General features: G+C 73.2%; 16 protein-coding genes. 8 read left to right on the top strand and 8 right to left on the bottom strand.

The genetic code is table 11. The features are described from left to right. Window positions 1-3: 3 nt before the first annotated feature. On the top strand, window positions 4-552 hold the full coding sequence (locus ACPPVS_RS02425) for a phage tail protein (protein ID WP_426594381.1): 549 nt from the start codon (window positions 4-6) through the stop codon (window positions 550-552). Beyond that, complete coding sequence (locus ACPPVS_RS02420; protein WP_426594380.1) at window positions 549-1,031, top strand: hypothetical protein; 483 nt, start codon at window positions 549-551, stop codon at window positions 1,029-1,031. The genes ACPPVS_RS02425 and ACPPVS_RS02420 overlap by 4 nt, the downstream gene beginning before the upstream one ends. 32 nt (window positions 1,032-1,063) lie before the next feature. Here the strand turns inward: ACPPVS_RS02420 and ACPPVS_RS02415 are convergent, their stop codons facing one another. The 6 genes from ACPPVS_RS02415 to ACPPVS_RS02390 form a co-directional block, all read right to left on the bottom strand. Beyond that, window positions 1,064-7,102, bottom strand: coding sequence for a carboxypeptidase regulatory-like domain-containing protein (locus tag ACPPVS_RS02415; RefSeq protein WP_426594379.1), 6,039 nt, complete (start codon window positions 7,100-7,102; stop codon window positions 1,064-1,066). A gap of 95 nt (window positions 7,103-7,197) precedes the next feature. Then, window positions 7,198-9,735 carry a carboxypeptidase regulatory-like domain-containing protein gene (locus ACPPVS_RS02410; RefSeq protein WP_426594378.1) on the bottom strand — a complete coding sequence of 846 codons (2,538 nt, stop codon included), beginning with the start codon at window positions 9,733-9,735 and terminating at the stop codon, window positions 7,198-7,200. Window positions 9,736-9,738: 3 nt separating this feature from the next. Then, window positions 9,739-11,979, bottom strand: a complete 2,241-nt coding sequence (locus tag ACPPVS_RS02405; RefSeq protein ID WP_426594377.1) for a carboxypeptidase regulatory-like domain-containing protein — start codon at window positions 11,977-11,979, stop codon at window positions 9,739-9,741. Next, window positions 11,976-12,554 (bottom strand): DUF4255 domain-containing protein, encoded by a 579-nt coding sequence (locus ACPPVS_RS02400; protein ID WP_426594376.1) that lies wholly within the window; start codon window positions 12,552-12,554, stop codon window positions 11,976-11,978. Before ACPPVS_RS02400 ends, ACPPVS_RS02405 begins: the two co-directional genes overlap by 4 nt. A 196-nt stretch (window positions 12,555-12,750) precedes the next feature. After that, on the bottom strand, window positions 12,751-13,143 hold the full coding sequence (locus ACPPVS_RS02395) for a DUF4280 domain-containing protein (protein ID WP_426594375.1): 393 nt from the start codon (window positions 13,141-13,143) through the stop codon (window positions 12,751-12,753). Window positions 13,144-13,164: 21 nt separating this feature from the next. Continuing rightward, window positions 13,165-13,650: a septum formation family protein gene (locus ACPPVS_RS02390; protein ID WP_426594374.1), complete on the bottom strand. Its 486-nt coding sequence runs from the start codon at window positions 13,648-13,650 to the stop codon at window positions 13,165-13,167. 141 nt (window positions 13,651-13,791) lie between these two features. Between ACPPVS_RS02390 and ACPPVS_RS02385 the strand changes: the two genes are divergently transcribed. Together ACPPVS_RS02385 and ACPPVS_RS02380 are read left to right on the top strand one after the other, a co-directional pair. Further along, complete coding sequence (locus tag ACPPVS_RS02385) at window positions 13,792-14,259, top strand: OsmC family protein (protein ID WP_426594373.1); 468 nt, start codon at window positions 13,792-13,794, stop codon at window positions 14,257-14,259. A gap of 4 nt (window positions 14,260-14,263) precedes the next feature. Further along, window positions 14,264-15,061: a hypothetical protein gene (locus tag ACPPVS_RS02380; protein WP_426594372.1), complete on the top strand. Its 798-nt coding sequence runs from the start codon at window positions 14,264-14,266 to the stop codon at window positions 15,059-15,061. 22 nt (window positions 15,062-15,083) lie between these two features. On the opposite strand, the gene ACPPVS_RS02375 is transcribed toward ACPPVS_RS02380, so the two are convergent. Continuing rightward, a complete protein-coding gene (locus tag ACPPVS_RS02375) occupies window positions 15,084-16,070 on the bottom strand; it encodes an aldo/keto reductase (protein WP_426594371.1) in 987 nt (328 codons plus the stop codon). A 33-nt stretch (window positions 16,071-16,103) separates the two neighbouring features. Between ACPPVS_RS02375 and ACPPVS_RS02370 the strand changes: the two genes are divergently transcribed. The 3 genes from ACPPVS_RS02370 (at window position 16,104) to rocD (ending at window position 18,781) form a co-directional block, all read left to right on the top strand. Beyond that, window positions 16,104-16,577 carry an SRPBCC family protein gene (locus ACPPVS_RS02370; protein WP_426594370.1) on the top strand — a complete coding sequence of 158 codons (474 nt, stop codon included), beginning with the start codon at window positions 16,104-16,106 and terminating at the stop codon, window positions 16,575-16,577. Window positions 16,578-16,688: 111 nt separating this feature from the next. After that, entirely contained in the window at window positions 16,689-17,522 is an 834-nt protein-coding gene (gene ddaH / locus ACPPVS_RS02365) for a dimethylargininase (protein ID WP_426594369.1), read from the top strand. After that, window positions 17,519-18,781 carry an ornithine--oxo-acid transaminase gene (rocD, locus tag ACPPVS_RS02360; RefSeq protein WP_426594368.1) on the top strand — a complete coding sequence of 421 codons (1,263 nt, stop codon included), beginning with the start codon at window positions 17,519-17,521 and terminating at the stop codon, window positions 18,779-18,781. The genes ddaH and rocD overlap by 4 nt, the downstream gene beginning before the upstream one ends. A 75-nt stretch (window positions 18,782-18,856) precedes the next feature. Here rocD and ACPPVS_RS02355 read toward each other — a convergent pair whose 3' ends face one another. Next, window positions 18,857-20,173 carry a CAP domain-containing protein gene (locus ACPPVS_RS02355; protein WP_426594367.1) on the bottom strand — a complete coding sequence of 439 codons (1,317 nt, stop codon included), beginning with the start codon at window positions 20,171-20,173 and terminating at the stop codon, window positions 18,857-18,859. Window positions 20,174-20,327: 154 nt separating this feature from the next. On the opposite strand from ACPPVS_RS02355, the gene ACPPVS_RS02350 reads away from it, so the two are divergent. Then, complete coding sequence (locus ACPPVS_RS02350; protein ID WP_426594366.1) at window positions 20,328-20,801, top strand: Lrp/AsnC family transcriptional regulator; 474 nt, start codon at window positions 20,328-20,330, stop codon at window positions 20,799-20,801. Window positions 20,802-20,807 lie beyond the last annotated feature (6 nt).

The raw sequence follows: 20,807 nt of genomic DNA, 5'->3' as shown, positions 1-20,807 counted from the left end.
GCGGTGACCCGGCACGACGACTGGCTGCTCAACCAGCTGCCCGCGGGGATGCTCGGGGAGGACTTCTTCGTGCGCTTCGTGCGCATCTTCCAGGAGCAGGCCGGCACGCTGCTCGCGCACGCCGACAACCTGCCCTACCTGGCCGACCGCACGATCACGCCCCTGGCGATGGTCCGCTGGATGGCCCAGTGGCTGGGGCTGTCCGGCATCGACGACTCGTTCTCGGACGCGCTGCAGCGGCAGATCCTGGCGACCGCCGGGGCCACCCTCCAGTGGCGCGGGACCACCAAGGGCCTGCGCATGCTGCTCGAGCTCTTCTCGGGCGGGCCGGTGACCGTGAGCGAGGGCGGCGGCGTGTTCGAGCGCCAGGGCGCACCCGTCGGCCCCGCGTGGGTCGTCATGGAGGTACAGTCCACCGGGCTGCTCGAGGAGCCGGACTTCCTGCGCCTGGTCCTCGACGAGGTGCCCGCGCACGTGCACGCCGAGATCTGGGTCGGGGAACGCCGCGCGTGGCCCCTGCCCGAACGAATCGCCCAGGGGGTGGCCTCATGACCGACGTCATCGGCTCGCAGGACGGCACGCAGACCGGCGACTCGCTGGTGCTCGCGTGCCCGGAGTGCGGCACGGTCTCGACCGTCCACGCCGACCGCCGCCTGGCCACCGACTTCTGCCCCACCTGCGACTACCCGCTGTTCTGGGCCCGCCCGTCCTCCGGCGCCGGACCCGACGACGGGTCGTCGGACGACGCCCTGCGCCGCGCACCGGGAGCATCCGGCAACGCCCTGTCCGCCACCCTGGCCTGCCCCGCGTGCGCCGAGCTCAACGTGCCGACCGCCGTGCGCTGCGTGCGGTGCGGTGCCCTCATGGACCCGCCGCCGCCGCCCCCGCCGCCGCCGCTGCCCGAGCCGGCACCCGCGCCGGTCGTCATCGTGCAGACCGAACCGTGCGACCACCCGCCCACGTGGCTCGTCGTGCTGTGCACGTCGATCGTGGCCGTCGGGCTGACGCTGATGATCGTGTGGATGGTCTGAGGGCCCTCTGACCGGCCGGTCCGGTCAGGCCGTCAGGGCACCACGATGTTCGTCGGCGTCCCTGCCTTGTCGGCGTAGACGCCCGTGCCGGACAGGTTGGCCCACACCCTCGTCGTGCCCGTGGCGAGCGTGTCGCTGCAGGTCGCCGTCCCGGACACGACCGGCACGTTGACGCAGCCGGTGATCTGGGTCCCCGGTCCCGGACCGGAGAAGAACGTCACCGTGCCGGTCACCCCGACCGGTCCGACCGCCGCGGTGATCGTCCCCGGCGTGGCCGGTGGCCCCGTCGCGCCCGCCGCGTACGCGAAGCCCCCGATCGTCGTCGGCGTCTGCACGGTGACGGTGAACGTCGAGCTCGTCGACGGGCCCCAGATGCCGCCCCCCGAGTAGACCACGCGCAGGCTCACGGTGCCGGTGCCCCACGAGCTGTCGGTGGTGGCCGTCAGGGTCTGCGAGTTGCCGTTGACGGTCGGGGACGGACCGACGTCCGTCCAGGTGGTCACGGGGGTCGTGCTGCGCTGGAGCTGGAGGGTGCCGTTGTTCGGCTTGCCACCGGACCCGGGCGTGACCTGCGCGGTCACCGTCACGACGTCACCGGTACTGACGGTCGTCGGCGCCGACGCGGAGGCGGTGGTCGTCGTGCTCTGACCCACGACGTCCATGGTCACCAGGGCCTGACCGGCGTTCGCGCCGATCGTGCCGCCCGTGACGTTGACCGTGTACGAGCCGCTCGTGGTACCGGTGACGGTGGTCGCCTTCGCGGGCACGAAGAGCACGGTGTCACCACCGCCGACGAACACGTTGACGTTCGAGGACAGCGTGGTGGTGCCCTGGGTGATCGTCGCGACGACTGTCGAGGGCGGCGAGGCGGCCGAGCTCGTCGCGCGCAGCGCCAGCTGCGTCTCCGTGACGGTGATCGCCGCCTGGTAGGCGTCGGTGCCGGCGTCGACGACGACGTTGGCCAGCGTGGTCGAGCCGAGGTGGCCCGAGGGTCCGGAGACCGTGATGGTCCACGTGCCCACGGGCACCTGGTTGAACGTGGTGCTGTAGGTGTTCGCACCCGCGCCCGTGCGGATCACCGGCTGGCCCGCGGGCGCGGACGGGTTCCCGCTGAGGGCCACGAGCGCGCCGGACAGGTCGGTGTTGTTGGCGGAGGTCACGGTCACCACGACCTGCCGCGTGACGTCGCTCAGCACGAGGTCGACGACGATCCCCTGTCCCGGCAGGACCGTCACGTTGCGCGCGGCAGAGAGGTCGCCGCTCGGCGTCGACAAGGTGGTCGACAAGGTGTAGGCGCCGGGTGCCACGGCGGCGAACTTGTACTGCCCGTTGGTGTCCGACGTGGTGGTGTCCACCGTCGTCGAGCCCTGCTTCAGCGTGATCGTCGCGTTGTTCACGGTGCTCGACCCACCCGTGGCCGCCTGGTGGAGCACGAGGCCCTGGATGGAGCCGGCGGGCGTCGTGATGGGCACCTGGACGGTCTGGTTCTGCCCGGGGCCGACCGTCACGGGCAGCGTCAGGGGCGAGTAGCCGCCCCCGGAGATGTTGAGGTTGTACGTCAGCGGCAGGACGCCGTTGAACTGGTACTGCCCGTCGGTCCCGGGGCAGGTTCCCGCCTTGTCGCCGCCGACGCAGTCCGGCAGGACCGTGCGCGGGCCACCGGGCTCTGTGTAGGTGAGCTGCAGGGTCAGCCCGTTGACCCGCTTGGTGCCGTCGACGACCTCGACGAGGAGGTTGCCCCGCTGCGCGGGCAGGATGATCTCCGGCGCCTCGACGTCGACCGGCATGACGACCGTGGACGACGTGGGGATCGACGTGGTGACCGCGTTGCTCGCCGTGCCGGCCGTGGCGGTGACGGTCCACGCGCCGCTGACCAGGCCGTCGTCGGTCGTGGTGCCGGTGATGCGGTAGCGGCCGTCAGCGCCCGTCGTCGCGGAGAAGTCCGGTGGTTGCGGGCCGGACGCCGTCACCTGCGCGTCGGGCTGCACCTGGTCCCAGTCCACGGCCAGGTGCGTCTTGACCACGCCCGTGAGGGCGCCCAGCTTGACCAGGTAGACGACCTCCGGGGTGAGCACCGTCTGCCCCGCCACGACGTTCACGAAGGTGGTCTGGCGCGCGTATCCCGGCGCCCGGACGGCCACCTGGTACTTGCCGGTCGGCAGGTCGCCGAAGTCCACGTAGTCGTTGCCCGGGTCGGCGACGATCCGCTGCGTCACGCCGCCCGGCAGGGACAGGGTCATGATCGAGCCCTGCACCCCGACGGTGTGGTCCTGGGCCGCCGCGACGGAGACGCGCAGGAACCCGAACTTGTGCAGCGTGAACGTGATCGGGCTCATGGCCTGGTTCGGCGTGACCTCGAACGGGACGACGTCCGTGTCGTAGCCGGCCAGCGACGCGGCGACCACGTACTTGCCGGGCAGGATGAGCCGGCCGCCTGCGGGGTCCGTCGGCTGGGCCGAGTCCGACCAGACCGCGATCGGACCGCTCGGCCCCATCGCGGTGGTCAAGGAGAGGTTCCCGACGCCCGGGGGCGCGCTGCGCACCTCGAACTGGACCTTGGCGAGCGTGCCGGCCAGGTCGGCCGGGTCGGGCGTCGGGTCGAACCCGACCAGGCCCTGGAACGACACGCCCCTCGGGGTCAACGTGATCGGGTTCAGCGCGCTCGTCGCGACGTCGGTCGCGGTGAACGGCACGTAGCCGGGCGCGGTGACGTGGACGTCGACCCGGTCGCCGATCAGGGCGAGGTTCGTCGACGTCGGCGGACCGGGGCAGCCCGCGACGACGACGCAGAAGGTGAAGCCGCCGAGCGTGTCGGTGGTCGCGGCCGGCGTGCTCGTGGTGCGGATCGGGATGAGCCCGTTGAAGCCCGTGGTGCCCGTGATCTGGACACTGGCGTTCGGCACCTCCTTCGAGAGCCCGGCCGCCTGCTGGTAGACGACCTGACCCGTCACGTTGTCCTTGGCGGCCGAGGCGATGACGAGCTGGACCGTCACCTCCTGGTTCAGGCCGACCGACAGGTTCGTGAGCGACGCGGTGTCGCCGGCCGACGTCGCGGTGACCGTGTAGTCGCTCGCCTGCGGGATCCCGCGCAGCTGCGCGAAGCCGCTCATGTTCGTCGTCACGGGGGCCGGCATCGGGCCGGTCGCGGTCGCGGAGGCGATCGACACCGTCGCGCTGTTCTCGGGCAGCACCTGCGAGGTCCCGTCGGACCGCATGACGGTCACGGACAGGACGCCGTACCGGTCCAGGATCGCGTCGAAGCGGCGCGACGCCCCCGGCACCAGGGCGACCGTCACCACGTCCGGGGCCAGGTACTCGCTGCCTGCTGCCGGGACGACGATGATCCGGAACGAGCCCGCGTGGAGCCGGTTGATGGCGTACGAGCCGTTGGTGCTGAGGAAGCTGCACGCCGCGCCGACGATCGAGCAGCCGTCGGCGGGCGTCGCCCCGGTCTTCACGCACGGCGCGGTCGGGTTGGTCGCGTCGACCGACACCGCGATGACGCAGGTGGTGTCGGGCACCGTGCCGACCCTGGCCTGGATCGTGCCGATGACGGACGGTGACTGCTCCAGCGCGACGGTCGTCGCGTCGACCGTCTGGCCCATCGGCACGACGACGTTGACGAACCCCGGTTCGTAGCCCGGCGCCTCGATCTTGAGCCTGTAGAACCCGGGCAGGAGTCCGCTGGTCAGCTTGCTGTCCGGGAAGTGGTAGTCGATGTCGGGGGTCGGGTTGGTGATCGAGACGGTCGTCTTCACGCCCGACGCGTCCGGGACGGATGCCGAGACGGTGACCGCGCACTTCTCACCCGCGAGCAGGTACGGGCACGTGATCTGACCACCCGTGGTGGCGTCGCGCACACCGCCCTGGATGAACGACGTGGCCGTCAGCCCGCCACCGGGCACCGGCTGGAGCACGAGGTCGGCGGTCGCGTTGCCGCCACTGGTGACGGTGACCTGGGTCGACGCCGGCGAGTGCGAGAACATCACGGCGGTCAGCACGTACTGCCCGGGCGCGATCCCGCTGAACCGGAAGGTGCCGCCGGAGTCCGAGGACGACATCGTCTTGTACGTCCCGGACGGGCCGTCCAGGACGAGCCCCGCGCCGGCGAGGCCGGTGCCGTCGGGTTCGGTGACCGTGCCCTGGACGGTGCCGCCCGTGCTGGTCATCGTGATGTCGATCGGGGAGATCCCCGCGGAGGTCAGGTCGATCTGGCGCGTCTGGGTGGCGTACCCGTCACCCGAGACCGAGACCGTGTACGAGGCGGGCACGGGCAGGTCCGGCAGGACGAACGTGCCCGCGCGGTCCCCGGTCACCGTGGTGGCGGTGCGGGTGGTGTCCCCCGAGGTCGCGGTGACGGTGAGCCCCCCCAGACCGCCGAACCCGCCGAGGGAGTCGATGCCGCGCACGGTCCCGGAGAGGGTGGCGACGCCGGCGTTCAGCGACAGGTTGACGGTGCGCGTCGCGGCGGGGGCCAGCGACACCAGGGCCGACTGGGCCCCCAGCTTGTCCCCGCTCGCGCTGACCAGGTAGGTGCTCGGCGTCGAGAGCCCGTCGACCTCCCAGAAACCCACGTGACCGGTCGTCGCGCTGCGCGTGGTGACCGTCGTGGTTCCGTCGGACAGGGTCACCTCGACGCCGCCGATCGGGCCCGACGGGCCGCTGATCAGCCCGGACATCGTGCCCTTGCCGGGCACCATCACGACCTTCATCGACGCGGCCGCCGCCTGGGCGCCGGTGACCAGGAACCGCTGCGTCTGGAAGCCGGGCTTGGCCAGCACGATCAGGTAGCGCGCGGTCGGGGACAGGTCGGCGAAGGCCCAGCTGCCGCCGTCGTCGGTCACCGTGCTCCGGCGCTGGGAGATCTGGTCGGTGCGCTCGACGGGCAGACTGGTCGCCAGGACCTTGCCGACCGCGGACGAGTCGGACGGCTCGGCCTTCGCGTGCACCTTGTCCACCACGGCGGCCGCGAGCGCGCGGCTGGGGTCCAGGAGCGCGGTGACGGCCTTCTCCAGACCCGATGCGGTCGGCGGTGGGGTGCTGCTCGGGGCCGAGGCTGTCGTGGGGGTGGTGGAGAGGGCCGACGCGGGCTGGACCGAGACGACGACGCCTGCAGGCGCCGAACCCGTGACCAGGCCGGCCACCCGCACGCCGGGCGTCGCGGCGCCGGGCGTACCGGGAGCGCCGGGCGTCCCCGCCGCCCCGCCGCCGGTCCCGGTCCCGGGTCCGGCCGACGCACCGGCGCTCTCGTTCGGCGACGGAGTCGAGCTGCTCGAGGTCTTGTCGTTGCGGCCCGACCCGAACTGCGCGGAGACCCACGGCAGCACCGCCAGGACGGCGCCGATCCACAGCACGGCGACCATGGCGATCGCCACGACCCGCAGCAGCGCAGGGGCGAACACGGCGCGCAGCGAGACGGTCCCGTCGAACCTCTGCGGCGCGCGGGCGCCGGTGGCGGTGACGTGGAAGGACGTCCGGCGCGCGTGACCGACGATACGCGGCCGCCTGGCCCTGACGGCACCCGGGATGCGCACGGTCTGGTGCGGGCCGACGTCGAGGTCGCCGTCGCCGAGGTCGACCGACAGCTCCGGGTCCGACCCGGCGTCGAGCCGGACGCGGACGGGCTGGTCGCCCGTGTTGGCCAGCACCACGTGGACCTTGCGCCGACGCAGGGCCTGCGAGTCGGCGGGCTCGACCGTCAGCACCAGGTCGCTCACGCCGTCGACGCGCAGGGCCCCGTCGGCGAGCGTCGTCGCCGCGGGCGAACCCGGCGTGGTCCGCGCCTCGACCGTCACGACGAAGGGGTAGTCACCCGGCGCCGCACCGACCGGCGGCGTGAGGGTCATCTCGAACGTCGCCGTCGCGTCCGCCGGGACTCCGGGCACGGTCACGGCGGCGGGCAGCCACGAGCCCTCGAGGCCCACGGCCGAGACCGAGAAGTCCTGCGGCCGTCCGGAGATGTTGCGGGCGTGCACCCGCAGCACCGCGGCCTGCCCTGCGGACGCGTGCGAACCGGGCTCGACGAGCACGCTCGGCGAGCCCTGCGCGGTGCGTTGCGGAGCGACGGCCACGGTCCGGTCCTCTCAGGGGTGCTCAGTGATTGTCGGCTTGCCAGAGCCCGATGCTGAGTCCTGGCGTCAGTTTGTGACCTGTGGATCTGCGGGGGTCACCCCGTGTTGTCGAGCAGCAGGTCGACCTCTTTCTGCTCGCTTGCAGAGACCGTGAACGGCGCGGTCGCGCCGAGCACCTGGCCGTTCGGCGAGGTGCGGACCTCGATGATGTAGTTCTCGGGGGCGTCGACGTCGGCGATCGCGTACCTGCCGTCGGTACCGGTCGTCGTCGTCGCGACCGGTGGGGCGGCCGATCCGTACTGAGCCGCCAGGTAGAGCAGGATCGTGCGGCCCGGCGCCGGGGCCGGGTCGCTCGCGGAGCCCGTCGTGATGAGGCCGGCGATCCCGGCCGGTGCGACGAGCACCGGGCTGAGGATCTTGTCCTGTGCCGCGGCCAGCACCACGATCGAGGACGTCGGCCGCGTACCTGCGCGCGAGAACGTCACGGTGTAGGTGCCGGGGGGCAGCTGGTCGACGAGGTACGTGCCCACCGCGGACGCGGGCGTCGACGCCGTGGTCACCGTGCGCTGCGTGACGCCCGAGCTCACGGACACCGTCACGTTGCCGACGGGCGTGGCGGCGCCGGACGTGCCCGCCTGGCTGACCACACCCGAGATGCTCGCCTGGGCAGCACGCATGGTGGCGTTCACCTGGGTGGCGCTCGGCGCCCCGGACGTCACGTTGCCGAACCCGTCGATGCCCACCGACAGCACCTGCGACTCGAGGTCGCCGCGCGAGAACGTGACCGTGTACGTGCTGGGCACGCGCAGGCCGGTCACCTCCCAGTGCCCGGCGGGCGAGGTGGACTGGGTGACTGTCTGGGCCGTCACCGCCCCGTCGGTGACCGTCACGGTGACGCCCGCGGGGCTGCCGCCCGGCACGCTGACCTGGCCGGCCAGCGACGCCTGGTCGCGCCCGAGCACCACCGAGACGCCGGTGAGCTGCTGCGCCGCGGTGAGCGTGAGGTTCAGCGTCGCCGGCGAGTAGCCGTCGGCGGACACGATGACCGTGTACGTGCCCGGCGTGGGCAGGCCGCGCAGGACGAACGACCCGACGGCGTCCTGGGTGAGCGAGACCGTCTCGACGGTGACCTGGCCGGTCGTGGCGACGACGGTCGCACCGCCCACGGGCCCGTTGAACCCCGACACGGTGCCGGCGATCGACCCGTCACCGGTGAGCAGCGAGAGCACGACCCCGGTGCGGTCCTCGCCGGCGGCGACGTCGACCCGTTGCACGGTGCTGGCGAAGCCGGTCTTGGAGACGACGAGGTCGTAGATCGCGGGCGAGGGCAGCCCCTCCACGGAGAACGTGCCGTCGGCGCCGATCGGGATGGTGCGCACGATCGCGCCGGACCCGATGGGCGGCGGGGCCTCGTCGGGCTCCGGCTGGACCTGGCCGGCCAGCGGCGGGGTGTCGAGCGGCATCTCGACGGTCAGCATCGCCCCGGCGACGTCCGCGCCGGTCACGGTCCCGCTGATGGTGGCGGGCACGCCGCCCACCACGACCGTCAGCCCGGAGACCGTCTGGCCGGCGGTGACGGTGATCGCGGTCGCGTCCGCCTGGGTGGCCGCCGCCGCGTACCAGACCTCGGTCAGACCCGCCCCGGTGACGCGCAGCGTGTACCCGCCGGCCGGCAGACGCGTGATCGCGAACGTGCCGTCGTCCTTGGTGGTGCTGGTGATCAGCGGGTCCGACGGGTCGGCCGAGGTGAACAGTGCGACGGTCACGTTGGGGACCGGCGCACCGGTCGACAGGTCGATCACGGTCCCGCTGATCGTGCTGGTGCCCGTCTGTGCCGCCGCCACCCGCGCCTGGGCCACCTCGATCGCGAGGTTGCGGTCCGCGGCCGAGCGGCCGACCACCGAGCTCAGCGCCAACGTGATGATCACCGCGAACAACGTGAGCGCGACCAGCAGGCCGAGCAGCCCGAGCAGCCCGCGCGAGAGCCGGGACTTCTGCACGAACACGCCGGCCGCGGCCGGCGGCGCGTCCGGCGCGGCCGGCGCGGCGACGCTGTCGACGCGCAGCTCGAACGGGCGCAGGATCGGGTCGCCCACCCACGGACGCTTGGCCTTGGCGTCCATCGCGACCGACGCGCTCTCCCCCGGGGACAGGCTGAACGTCGCAGGGGCGAACGTGAAGGCGATCTTGGCCTCGGGGTCGCTGGCCACCAGGCCGGCGTGCTGGACCGTGTTGCCCTCGTTGTGCACGAGCACCGTGAAGGCGGCGGCCTTACCGGCGGTCACCGTGGTCGGTTCGAGCCGCACCGACGTCCTCGGCTGCGCGGGGACGTCGAGCGTGACGTCCTCGATCGCGATCGCGGCCTCGTCGGTGACGTCGCGCACCTGGATGGCGACCCGCCGCTCGCCGGCCGGAACGCCGACGGGCAGCGTGATCAGCACGGCGACGGACACCGACTCACCGGGGAAGAGCCGCGGCGACGGGTCCTCGATCTCGACCCACGACGGGTCCGCGCCGAGCACGCGGAGCACGTACCCCGCGATGACGTCGGACGCGTTGGTGACCACGACGCCCAGCAGCGTCGGGACGCCGGGGTTCGCGGTCGCGCGCTGGGGCTCTACGTTCAGGCGCATGGGTCAGGGACCGCCGATCGGCAGGTCCTGGCTGGCCACGCCGCCGGGCGGGATGGTCACGACGGCCGTGGCGACCACCGGCCCGCCCGTCGTCGTCGTCACGGAGAGCGTGTAGGTGCCGGCCGGCAGGTCGGCCAGCAGGTAAGTGCCGGCGCCGTGAGCGCCGCCGGCGGTCGAGGTCGTGGTCCGCGTGATCACCCCGTCGGTCGCCTGGACGGTCGCCCCGGCCACGCCGACGCCGCCCTGCGTGACCTGGCCCGTCACCGACCCGAGCGCCGACGACAGCGTCACCGTCACGGGCGCCGTCGGCCCCGACGCCGAGAGCGTGACGGGCACGCTCGCCGACGTGTACCCGGGCTTGGTGAACGTGAGCGTGATCGACCCCGGCTGGAGGCCGGTGAGCGTGAACGTGCCGACCGCCCCGGAGGTCAGGGTGGTGGTGCTGAGCGTCGTCGCCGACCCGCCGGCGGTCACGGTCACGCCACCGAGCCCGGCACCCGAGGAGTCGAGCGCCGTCCCGGTCACGACGCCCGCGCCGCCGGACATGACGATGTTCAGGTCGCCGCGGATCTGCCCCGCCGTGAGGTCGACGACCACCGTCCGGGTGCTGAACCCCTGCTTGGTGAAGGTCAGGACGTAGGTCGCCGGCGTCGGCAGGTTCGGCAGGACGAACTGACCCACCTGTCCCACGGTGGGCGTCCCGACGACGAGGGTCTTCCCGGCCGAGGTCGTGCTGACCTGCACGCCGCCCAACGGGTTGCGGCCGTCGGTGACCAGCCCGCCGATCTGTCCGGTGCCCGCGCCGAGGCGCACGTCGAGCGCGAACCGGTTCTGGCCGCCGAGCACCCGCTCCGTGATCGTCGTCGGCTGGTAGCCGGGGGCGAGGAAGGTCAGCTCGTACGTGCCGGGCGCGGGCAGGTTGCTCAGGACGTAGGAACCGGACGCGTCGATGGGCAGCGGCGCCGCGGGGTAGAACGTGTTCGGGTCGGCGCCGTCCCAGGCGGGCCTCGCCTGGACCGTCACCGCGACCACGCCCGGCGCCTCGCCGGTGTCGACGTGCCCGCTGATCGTCGCCGGCAGCCCCGTGATCGGCATGTTCACACCGGACTTCACCTGCTGCGCGGGCGCCGCCACGAAGGCGGCCCCGTCGGAGGTGGGCGTGCCGCCGTAGAAGGCCGTCTCGTAGCCGTCGGCGCTCACCCGGATCATGTAGCTGCCGGGGAACACGCCGGCCATCGAGTAGGAGCCGTCGTCCTGCGTCGCCGCCGACGACACGACGACCAGACCCTTCGGCGAGTTGCGCATCGCGTCGACCGTGATCCGCCCGACGCCCTGCCCGTCGGACGCACCCGTGATGACGCCCGTGATCGTCGCACCGACACCCGCCGGCACGGGTCCGTCGGTCTTCTGCAGGGCGCCCGCGGGAGCCGGGTTGGGGTTCTCGGGGGTGCCCGTCGTGCCGTCCTCGCTCACTGTGGCGGCGAAGAACGAGGGCGGCGCCACCTTGGTGAACGGGTCGGTGCCGAACACCTGCTTCATGCCGAGCAGGAACGCGAGCGCCCACAGGGCCAGGATCGAGAGCAGGATCAGCGCGGTGAGCAGGCCGCGGCTGATGGTCGAGCGCTGCCGCAGGACGAGGTCCACCTCGGACTGCGTGTCCGTGGCCTGTGCGGCGACCTTGAGCGGCCGGTCGCGGTCGGAACCGAGGAGCTGGCGCGGACCCCTGACCAGCACGGTGCTCGACGTGACCGCACCCGGCACGACGGACAGGGTCGACGGCGTCAGCGTGGTGCGCAGGGTGCGATCGCTGTCCAGCGCCCGCAGCGCCACGTCCAGCGGGACGTTGCCGTCGTTGCGGACCTCGACCACGAAGGCGGCCCGACCGCGCGTGCGCACGCGCGACGGGGTGGCGCTGAGCGCCAGGTGCGGGTGCGGCGGGACGACCAGGTCGAGGTCGTGGAACGCGTCGCGGGCCCCGGGCGCGCTGCCGCTCACCACCAGCGTCACGGGGTAGGTGCCCGCGGGGAACGCATCGGGCAGGGCGAGCGTCATCGTCAGGGCGCCGGACGCCTCCGGGAAGAGCGCCAGCGCGGTGGGCTCGGAGCGGAACAGGTCGTCGGGGAGCCCGATCACGCTGACCGACAACGACTCGATGACGGCCGAGGTGTTGATGACCTGGAGGGGGACGATGCCGCTGCCGCCGGGCGGCACGTCGAGCCGCTCGACGGTGCTGCTGACTCTCACGGACGCGAGCCCGCCGGCATGGGGACCGCGGTGCCGACGACGGAGGTGACCTGCGGGGCCGCGGCCTCCCAGTCGTACGCGTCCGCGGCGACCGTCACCACGATCGTGAACGACGCCTTGAGCGTGCCGCCGAGACCGCCCCAGACGTCCCTCGGCCGGACCTTCTCGTCCTCGGCGAGCGCGATCTGCACCGACGACTCCAAGGGGGCCGAGACGTGCTCGGGCGGCAGGATCTGGAACGCGAGCAGCCGTGTGAGCGCGTCGCCGAGCAGCAGGTGCTCGTCGCGGGTGGAGCCCGCCCACGCGCTGACCAGGTACGACAGCTCGACCATGGGCAGAGCATGACGGCGCTCGATCCCGCCTGCGGCGTTCGTCCGCAGCGACGGACCGCGGTGCGGCTGGCCGCTGCGCGTGACGCCATACAGGAACAGGTTGACGGTGAGCCGGTTGACCTGTGCCGACCACGTGCTGTTGGGCGCGTCGAAGGAGATGTCGCCCTGCTCGACCGGCAGGGGCAACGTGCTGCGCAGCAGCTTCTCCAGACCGTCCTCGACCGCGGGGATCAGCACGCTCACTGCCTCCTCAAGCGATCGCGGGCGTCGTGCCGGCCCGGGGGCGCCGCCGCACCTCGTCGCGTGCGGACGTCCGTGCGCGCGCGACCCTGCGCCGGGACACCGGCAGGACATCCGCAGGCTATGCAACCCCGCCCGCCGGGAGCATCGGTAATCGCTACCGATGTTGATCCTGTGCATCCCTCGGGCAGGAGAGCCGCTAGCCCTCGAGCGTCTTCATCGCCCCCGGGTTGAGGATCTGGATCACGCCACCGAACGCACAGCTGCACATCGCGCCCATGGTCAGCGCGGGTATCCCGCCGATCATCGTCTGCGCGGCGGGCGGTGCCCACGGTGCGACGACGGTGGGCACGCACGGCATCGGGGTCAGCACCCCGAGGGCCGCGGCGGTGGCGGCCGCGACGGTCGGGTTGGCCAGCGACATGCACATGCCGAACGGGGGGATGTTGGCCCCGGGCATGATGTCGGTGATCGTCGCCGCGGGCTTGCCCTCGATCAGCACGCGCTTGATCGGGATGACGTTGAGCGTCGACGGTGCCATCCCGAAGGTGCACTGCAGGTTCGCGGTCGCGACCGCGGCGGGCTTGCCCATGATTCCTCCTCGCTGGTGCGCTCAGGCGCCGGTGCCCTTGACGGACTTGGTGAGCGTCTGGCCCGTGGTGGTGATGAAGCAGAGCACGGTGAAGTCGTCGTCCTGCGCCCAGCTGCGCGGCGACGGCACGAGGTAGGTGAAGTAGAGGCTCGAGTCCCGGTAGTCGGCGCCGACATACCCCTGGAACTCCTGCGCGCAGTTCCCGTCGGCGAACGACTTGAGCGCCGCGGCTCCGGGGAACTCGTCGGGCGCCTTGCCCGTGGCCGGGTCCTTGTACGGGAGCAGCGCGTAGGACTCCTGCTGGTGCGGCGTCGAGCACGTCACGCGGTGCAGGTCGGTCAGCTCGGCCTTGGGCGGCGGTGCCGGCGCCAGGAAGCAGTCGCCGACCTTGACGTCGAACACCGAGACCGCGGTCGACTTGTCGTCGCCGTGACCGAAGAACGAACAGCCCGAGACCGCGAGCGCGACCACGACCCCGAGCACGCCGAGGCGTGCCCAACGCCTCACGAGCGACACCACGCACGAACCTCCACCGGGCGAGCGGCCGGGGTCGACCGCGGGTGCAGCCTAACCAGCGCGCCCGGGACGCCCATCCGTAGTCGCTGCGCAACTTCGGCCCGATGGCGCGTCGCGTGGCAGGATCGCGGGATGACGACGGAGCAGGCGACGCCTCAGGGGGCGCCCGATGTGACCAGCAACGCCGACGAGACCCGGCTGTGGGTCGAACGCACCGGCGTGCGCCGCTACACGGGACGCAACTCCCGCGGTGCCGAGGTGCTCATCGGGAGCGTCGGCGACGACGCCGCGTTCAGCCCGGGCGAGCTGCTCAAGATCGCGCTCGCCGGCTGCAGCGGGCTCGCGTCCGACTCCGCGCTGCGGCACCGCCTCGGCGACGACGTCGACGTGACGATCAACGTGTCCGGCATGAGCGACGACGAGCAGGACCGCTACCCGGCGTTGCTCGAGGAGCTCGTGGTGGACCTGAGCGCGCTCGACCCGACCGCACGCGAGCGCCTGCTGACGGTGGTGCACCGGGCGGTCGGGCAGCACTGCACCGTCGGGCGCACCCTCGAGGCCGGCGCCACCGTGCAGCTGACGGTCACCGGGGAGCGCTGAGCCCATGGCTGTCGTCGACGCGGCGCTCGCCAAGGCGGTGACCATCCCGTCGTCGACGATCCACGCGCACGTCGCCTCGCTGCGTCGGCGCAACCCCGAGGCCGGCCCCGAGGCGATCATCCGGCTGCTCGAGAAGGAGTACCTGCGGGTCGTGCAGAGCACGGGCGGTGCCGTCGGCGCCGTCGCGGCGGCCCCGGCGGTCGGCACCGGCGTCGCGCTGGCCCTCACCGCCAGCGACATCGCCACGTTCTTCGGCGCGTCCGCCGCGTTCGCGCTCGCGGTCGCTTCTGTGCACGGCATCGAGGTCGAGGACGCCGACCGCCGCACCGCCCTGCTGCTGGCCTCGATCCTGGGCGAGAACAAGGGCGTCCTCATCACCGACGGCGCGGAGCTGACCTCCGTCAGCGTCGCGCGCGCCCTGCTGACCCGGATGCCGATGGCGACGGTCCGCAAGGTGAACACGACCATGACCCGGCGGTTCGTGCGCACGCAGGTGGGCAAGCAGACCGGTCTGGCCGTCGGCCGGATGATCCCGTTCGGCATCGGCCTGGTGATCGGCGTCGCCGGAGCCCGAGGGCTCGGTCGCACGGTGATCGACGGCGCACGCAAGGCGTTCGGCCCGCCGCCGGCCTCGTTCGCGCGCGTCTTCGAGATCGCGGGTCCCGACGACGTGCCGGTGCTGCTGCCCGCACCCTCGCGCAGGCTGCCGCGCGGCCGCAGGGGCCGCCGTGCGCTCACGTCCGTGCCGGACCAGCCGTCGGCGCCGGCCGCCGAGGACCTGTCGAGCCACGGGGACCTCTAGCGCCCTCGGGGTCCGGCGACGCTCACCACCGGCCGTGGACGTGCGGGCGGATCGCGCCGTCGTAGACGCCCCGCAGGCCGTCGAGCGTCTCCTCGTCGACCGGCGGCAGGGACGCCGCGGCGGCGTTCGCGCGGGCCTGCTCCGGGCTGCGCGCGCCGGGGATCACCACCGAGACGCCCGGCTGGTCGACGACCCACCGCAGGGCGAGCTGCGCGGTCGTCCAGCCCGCCGGCGTGAGGTCGGCCACCTGGCGAGCGGCCGCGACGCCGACCTCGAACGGGACGCCGGCGAACGTCTCCCCCACGTCGAACGCGTCGCCGTGCCGGTTGTAGGACCGGTGGTCGTCGTCGGCGAACCGCGTGTGCTCGTCGTACTTGCCGGAGAGCAGCCCGCTCGCCAGGGGCACGCGCGCGATGATCCCCACGCCGTTCTCGTGCGCCACGGGGAGCACCGCCTCGAGCGGCTTGCGACGGAACACGTTCAGGATGATCTGCACCGTCGCCACGTGCGGGCGCGCGATCGCGTCGAGCGCCTCGGCGACGGTCTCGACGGACACGCCGTACGCGGCCACCCGACCTTCCTGGACCAGGGCGTCGAGCGCGTCGTAGGTGGACCCGCGGCGGTAGACCTCGCTCGGCGGGCAGTGCAGCTGGACGAGGTCGAGGGTGTCGACGCCGAGGTTCTCGCGCGAGCGGTCCGTCCACGCGCGGAAGGCGTCGAGCGTGTAGGCGTCCGCCGTGTGCGGGTCCGCCCGGCGGCCCATCTTCGTCGCGACGGTGAGGTCGCGCGAGGCGGAGCCGGCCAGGAACCGCCCGATCAGCCGCTCGGAGCGCCCGTCGCCGTACACGTCCGCCGTGTCCAGGAACGTGACACCGGCGTCGGCGGCCGCGGCCAGGACGCCCAGTGCGACGTCGTCGTCGACCGATCCCCAGTCCGCGCCCAGCTGCCAGCACCCCAGCCCCACCACGCCGACGTCCCGACCCGTGCGCCCCAGCCGCCTGCTCTCCATGACGCCGACGCTACCGGGGTCCACCATGGGGTCATGACCGCCGACGCCGTGGTGCGTGCGTTCCCTGTCGATGCCGCGACCGCCTGGGCGCTCGTGGCGGACCCGCGCAACCACGGTCGGTGGGTGCCGCTGACGCGCGTGGGCCTGTCCACGGACGCGCCCGGGGTGGGGTCGGTGTTCACGGCGGTGTCGGGGCCGTTCGCGCGTCGCGGCGCGCCCGGGCTCGCGGACGTCATGCGCATCGACCGCTACGACCCGCCGACGGACACGCGCACCGGTGTCGCGGAGTTCACCAAGACCGGCCACGTGCTCAGGGGCAGCGCGAGCATCGTCGTCGTGCCCGCCGGGCCCTCGTCGTGCCGCGTCCTGTGGACGGAGCACGTCTGGCTGGCCGGCCCGGTGCCGCACCGACTCACCGAGATCGCGCTGCGTCCGTTCCTCGGGGGCATGGTCCGGTATGCGCTCATGCGTGCCAGCAGCGAGGTTCGCGCAACGGATCACCACTGAGAGGTCGAAGCACGCAACGAATCACGCCTCAGCGCGCAATCCGAGATCCGGCCGTCGGACCGAATCGACTCGTACGCTCGTGGGAACGACACGCCACGAGGAGCCCACCCCATGCCCCCCACCGCCCCTGGACGTACCGATCGCCACTACCTGATGTGCGAGCCGGTGCACTACACGGTCTCGTACGAGATCAACCCGTGGATGGACAAGACCAAGCACACCGACGCGGGTCTCGCGGTCCAGCAGTGGCGACGGCTGCGCGACACCTACCTCGACCTCGGCCACCGGGTCGAGACGATCGAGCCCCTCGAGGGTCTGCCCGACATGGTCTACGCGGCCAACGGTGCGACCGTCGTCGACGGGGTGGTGTACTCCGCGCGGTTCCGGTACGCCGAGCGCGCCGCCGAGGGTCCCGCGTACCAGAAGTGGTTCGCGGACCGCGGCTACGTCACGCACACCGCCGCCGAGACCAACGAGGGCGAGGGCGACCTGCTCGTCGTCGGCGACCTGATCCTGGCCGGTACCGGGTTCCGCACCGACCGGATGGCGCACGCCGAGGCGCAGGAGCTGTTCGGCCGCCCGGTCGTCTCGCTCGAGCTGGTGTCGCCGCACTACTACCACCTGGACACCGCGCTGGCGGTGCTGTCGAGCACGGCCGACGACCCGCAGATCGCCTACTACCCGCCCGCCTTCTCGTCCGGGTCGCGCGCGGTCCTGGAGCAGCTGTTCCCCGACGCGATCCACGCCACCTCCGAGGACGCCCGCGCGCTCGGCCTGAACGCCGTGTCCGACGGCCTGAACGTGGTCGTCGCCCCGGGGGCCGTCGATCTCGCCGCGGCCCTGACCGAACGTGGCTACAACCCTCTGCCGGTCGACACCAGCGAGCTGCTCAAGGGCGGCGGCGGGGCGAAGTGCTGCACGCTCGAGATCCGCACCCGGCCATGACGCTCGTCTCGCCGGTCGCAGCCCCGCTCTCGTCGTCGGAGTCGTCGCCGTTCCTCGCGCACAACTACCACCCCCTGCCCGTCACGCTCGTCGACGGGCTCGGTTCCTGGGTGACCGACGTGGAGGGGCGCCGCTACCTCGACCTGCTCTCGGGCTACTCGGCGCTGAACTTCGGGCACCGGCACCCGGCGCTGGTGGCCGCCGCGCACGCGCAGCTCGACCGGCTCACGCTCACGTCCCGCGCGTTCGACCACGACCTGCTCGTGCCGTTCGCGGAGGCGCTCGCGGGCCTCGTCGGACCGCTGGTCGCGGGCCCACCCATGGTGCTGCCCATGAACACGGGCGCGGAGGCCGTCGAGACGGCCATCAAGGCCGCCCGCAAGTGGGGTTACGAGGTCAAGGGCGTCCCCGACGGTCGCGCGACGATCATCGTGGCCGACGGCAACTTCCACGGCCGCACGACGACGATCGTGTCCTTCTCGACCGACGAGGACGCCCGACGCGGCTTCGGGCCGTACACGCCGGGCTTCCGGATCCAGCCCTACGGCGACGCAGCCGCCCTGGCCGCCGCGATCGACGAGACCACCGTCGCCGTCCTGCTCGAGCCCATCCAGGGCGAGCAGGGCGTCGTGGTCCCACCGCCCTCCTACCTGCCGGCCGTCCGCGAGGCCTGCACGGCCGCGGACGTCCTGCTGATCTGCGACGAGATCCAGTCCGGGCTCGGCCGCACGGGCACGACGCTGGCGTCCGAGCTGTGGGGCGTGCGGCCCGACCTCGTCACGCTGGGCAAGGCGTTGGGCGGCGGGATCCTGCCGGTGTCCGCGGTCGTGGGTCGCGCCGACGTGCTCGGCGTGCTCACCGCCGGCACCCACGGGTCGACCTTCGGCGGCAACCCGCTGGCGTGTGCCGTCGGCCTGGCCGTGATCGACCTGCTCTCGGACGGTTCCCTGCAGGCGTCGGCCGCCGCCCTCGGCGCGGCGTGGGGCGAACGGCTCGACGGGTTCGTCGCCGACGGCCTGCTCGCCTCCGTCCGTCGCGCCGGCCTGTGGGCGGGTCTGGACGTCGTAGGCCCCGTGGCCCCGGCCCCGTGGACGGGACCCGTCGACGGGCGCGACCTCTGCGAGCGGCTGCTCGCCGTCGGCGTGCTGGCCAAGGACACGCACGGTGCGACGATCCGGCTCGCTCCCCCGCTGACCATCACACCGCAGGACCTCGACCTGGCCACGGACCGCCTGGAGGGGGCCCTGCGCCACCCCTGAGCCGTCCGCGTCCGGGTGGCCCCTGACCCACCCGGACGCGGACCTGGGAGACGCGTGGGCGTGGGTGGGCGATGGTCAGCTGAACTTGACGGCGCCGAAGAGCCAGCCACCCAGGCTCGCGCCTCCGACGTTCATGGTCGAGACGTCGGTGCGCCGCATCTGCGCGTCGTGCGGGGGCGAGTTGTGCCACGCGTTGACCAGCGTCGAGGCGGAGCCGTTGCTGACGCAGCCGACGATGTTGTCGCTGCCGCTGTGCCAGATGCCGCCGGTGTTGGCCATCGTGATGGAGTGCGCGACCAGGGTGCCGCTGCGCACGACCGCCAGCTGCGGCAGACCCAGGCCCGCCCGGTAGGCGTTGATCGCGGCGCCGATCGCCCCGACGCTCGACTCACCGGCGCCCGAGCCACCGGACCCGGCGCAGACGAGACCACCGGCGGGGACGCCCGACGGCGCCCCGCCGGCCGGCGCTGCGGCGGCACGCGTGCTGGTGCGCGGAGCGACGGTGCGGGCCGCGCGCGGGGCAGCCTTTGCCTGGGCGCGAGCGGCGGCGGCAGCGGCGGCCTGCGCCTGCGCCTGCGCCGCGGCGGCCGCGGCGGCCTGCTCGGCGGCGATCCGGGCGTTCTCGGCGGCCTGCCAGGCGGCCTGGCCGGCGATCGCGGCCTGCTGCGCGGGCGCCACGGCGGCCGCGAGCCTGTGCAGGGACGCGGCACTCGTGGCCGGGGCGACGATGCTCGCGGCGAGCGACGAGGAGGCGGCGGCGAGAGCGTTGCGCGGGCCGTCGCCGGCGTTCGGGGCGGCGGCGAGGACGGCGTTGGCCTGGTTCACGACCGCCTGGGCCTGCGCCGCGGTACGGGCACGGTTGGCGACGAGGGCGGCGGTGGCGACGGCCAGCTCGGCGTCCTGGTCGGCCGCCTCGTCCCGCTGGGCCGCCAGGACGGACCCGTCGACGCGGATCGACGCCGAGATCGCGGCGTCCTGCGCCTGCCGGTCGCTGCTCTGGCGCGCGTACACGGCACTGCCCGAGCCCAGGGCGACGACGACGGCGGCCGCCGTGCCGATCCAGACCGCACGACGGACGCGCCGCGGGCGGGGCGCGGCGACTGGCGGCACGACCGGGTTGCTCGTCACGAGCGGAGACGGCGCGGGGGCCTGCTGCGGCACCTCGACGGCCGAGTGCGCGGGCAGCCCGACGGACGGGGCCGACGACGGACGGCGGGCGGCCGGACCGCGACGCGGCGTGGTGGTGGTCGCGCCAGCCCGCTCAGCCGACTCGTTGCCCTCGGCCGCGACGTTCGCCAGGACCAGGGGCGACGCGCCGGGAACCGTCACGTCCGCGCCCGGAGCGCGCGGCGTCGGTACGGTGTCGATGCGCTTCTCGGTGTCTCTCGCCACGTCGACTCCCTCACGAACCATGAGGACGCCCTGAGATGGCGCCCCACTGTCCTCTCGGCACGCCCAGTGTCCGGCTTGAGCACGGATGGGGCATTGGCAGACGGGAGACGTCGTCGGGCCGTCATCGGCCGACCCGCTCGGCCATGATGGGCTGGTGAACGACGACACCGGGCTCGATCCCCTCGACACGGCGATCCTGCGCGCGCTCGGCCGGGACGCCCGTGCCACGTTCGCGCAGGTCGGCGAGCAGGTGTCGCTGTCCGCGCCCGCGGTCAAGCGCCGGGTGGACCGCCTGCGGGAGCGCGGCGTGATCCGGGGGTTCACCGTCCGCCTCGACCCGGCGGCGATGGGCTGGCAGACGGAGGCGTTCGTCGAGCTGTACTGCCAGGGGTCGACGAGCCCGGCGACGATGCGGTCCGCCGTCGAGAGCTACCCCGAGGTCGTCGCGGCGAGCACCGTGACGGGGGACGTCGACCTCATGGTCCAGGTGCGGGCGCGCGACATGCGCCATCTCGAGCGCGTCGTCGAGCGGCTGGCCGCCGAGCCGTTCGTGTCCCGCACCCGCTCCACCGTCGTGCTCTCGGCGCTCGTGCGACGTCCGGACATCCCCCCGGGACCCGAGGAGTGAGTGGGG

It is taken from the genome of Cellulomonas sp. McL0617, assembly GCF_049994875.1.
Lineage (GTDB): Bacteria > Actinomycetota > Actinomycetes > Actinomycetales > Cellulomonadaceae > Cellulomonas.
Note: the sequence above shows the minus strand (reverse complement) of the source record. Positions and strands in the feature narration are given on the sequence as shown.

Excerpts from the sequence above, each read along its gene's own strand:
- ACPPVS_RS02420 (WP_426594380.1), top strand. The coding sequence starts at position 549 with ATGACCGACGTCATCGGCTCGCAGGACGGCACGCAGACCGGCGACTCG.
- ACPPVS_RS02410 (WP_426594378.1), bottom strand. The coding sequence starts at position 9,735 with ATGCGCCTGAACGTAGAGCCCCAGCGCGCGACCGCGAACCCCGGCGTC.
- ACPPVS_RS02395 (WP_426594375.1), bottom strand. The coding sequence starts at position 13,143 with ATGGGCAAGCCCGCCGCGGTCGCGACCGCGAACCTGCAGTGCACCTTC.
- ACPPVS_RS02385 (WP_426594373.1), top strand. The coding sequence starts at position 13,792 with ATGACGACGGAGCAGGCGACGCCTCAGGGGGCGCCCGATGTGACCAGC.
- ACPPVS_RS02380 (WP_426594372.1), top strand. The coding sequence starts at position 14,264 with ATGGCTGTCGTCGACGCGGCGCTCGCCAAGGCGGTGACCATCCCGTCG.
- ACPPVS_RS02375 (WP_426594371.1), bottom strand. The coding sequence starts at position 16,070 with ATGGAGAGCAGGCGGCTGGGGCGCACGGGTCGGGACGTCGGCGTGGTG.
- ACPPVS_RS02370 (WP_426594370.1), top strand. The coding sequence starts at position 16,104 with ATGACCGCCGACGCCGTGGTGCGTGCGTTCCCTGTCGATGCCGCGACC.
- ddaH (WP_426594369.1), top strand. The coding sequence starts at position 16,689 with ATGCCCCCCACCGCCCCTGGACGTACCGATCGCCACTACCTGATGTGC.
- rocD (WP_426594368.1), top strand. The coding sequence starts at position 17,519 with ATGACGCTCGTCTCGCCGGTCGCAGCCCCGCTCTCGTCGTCGGAGTCG.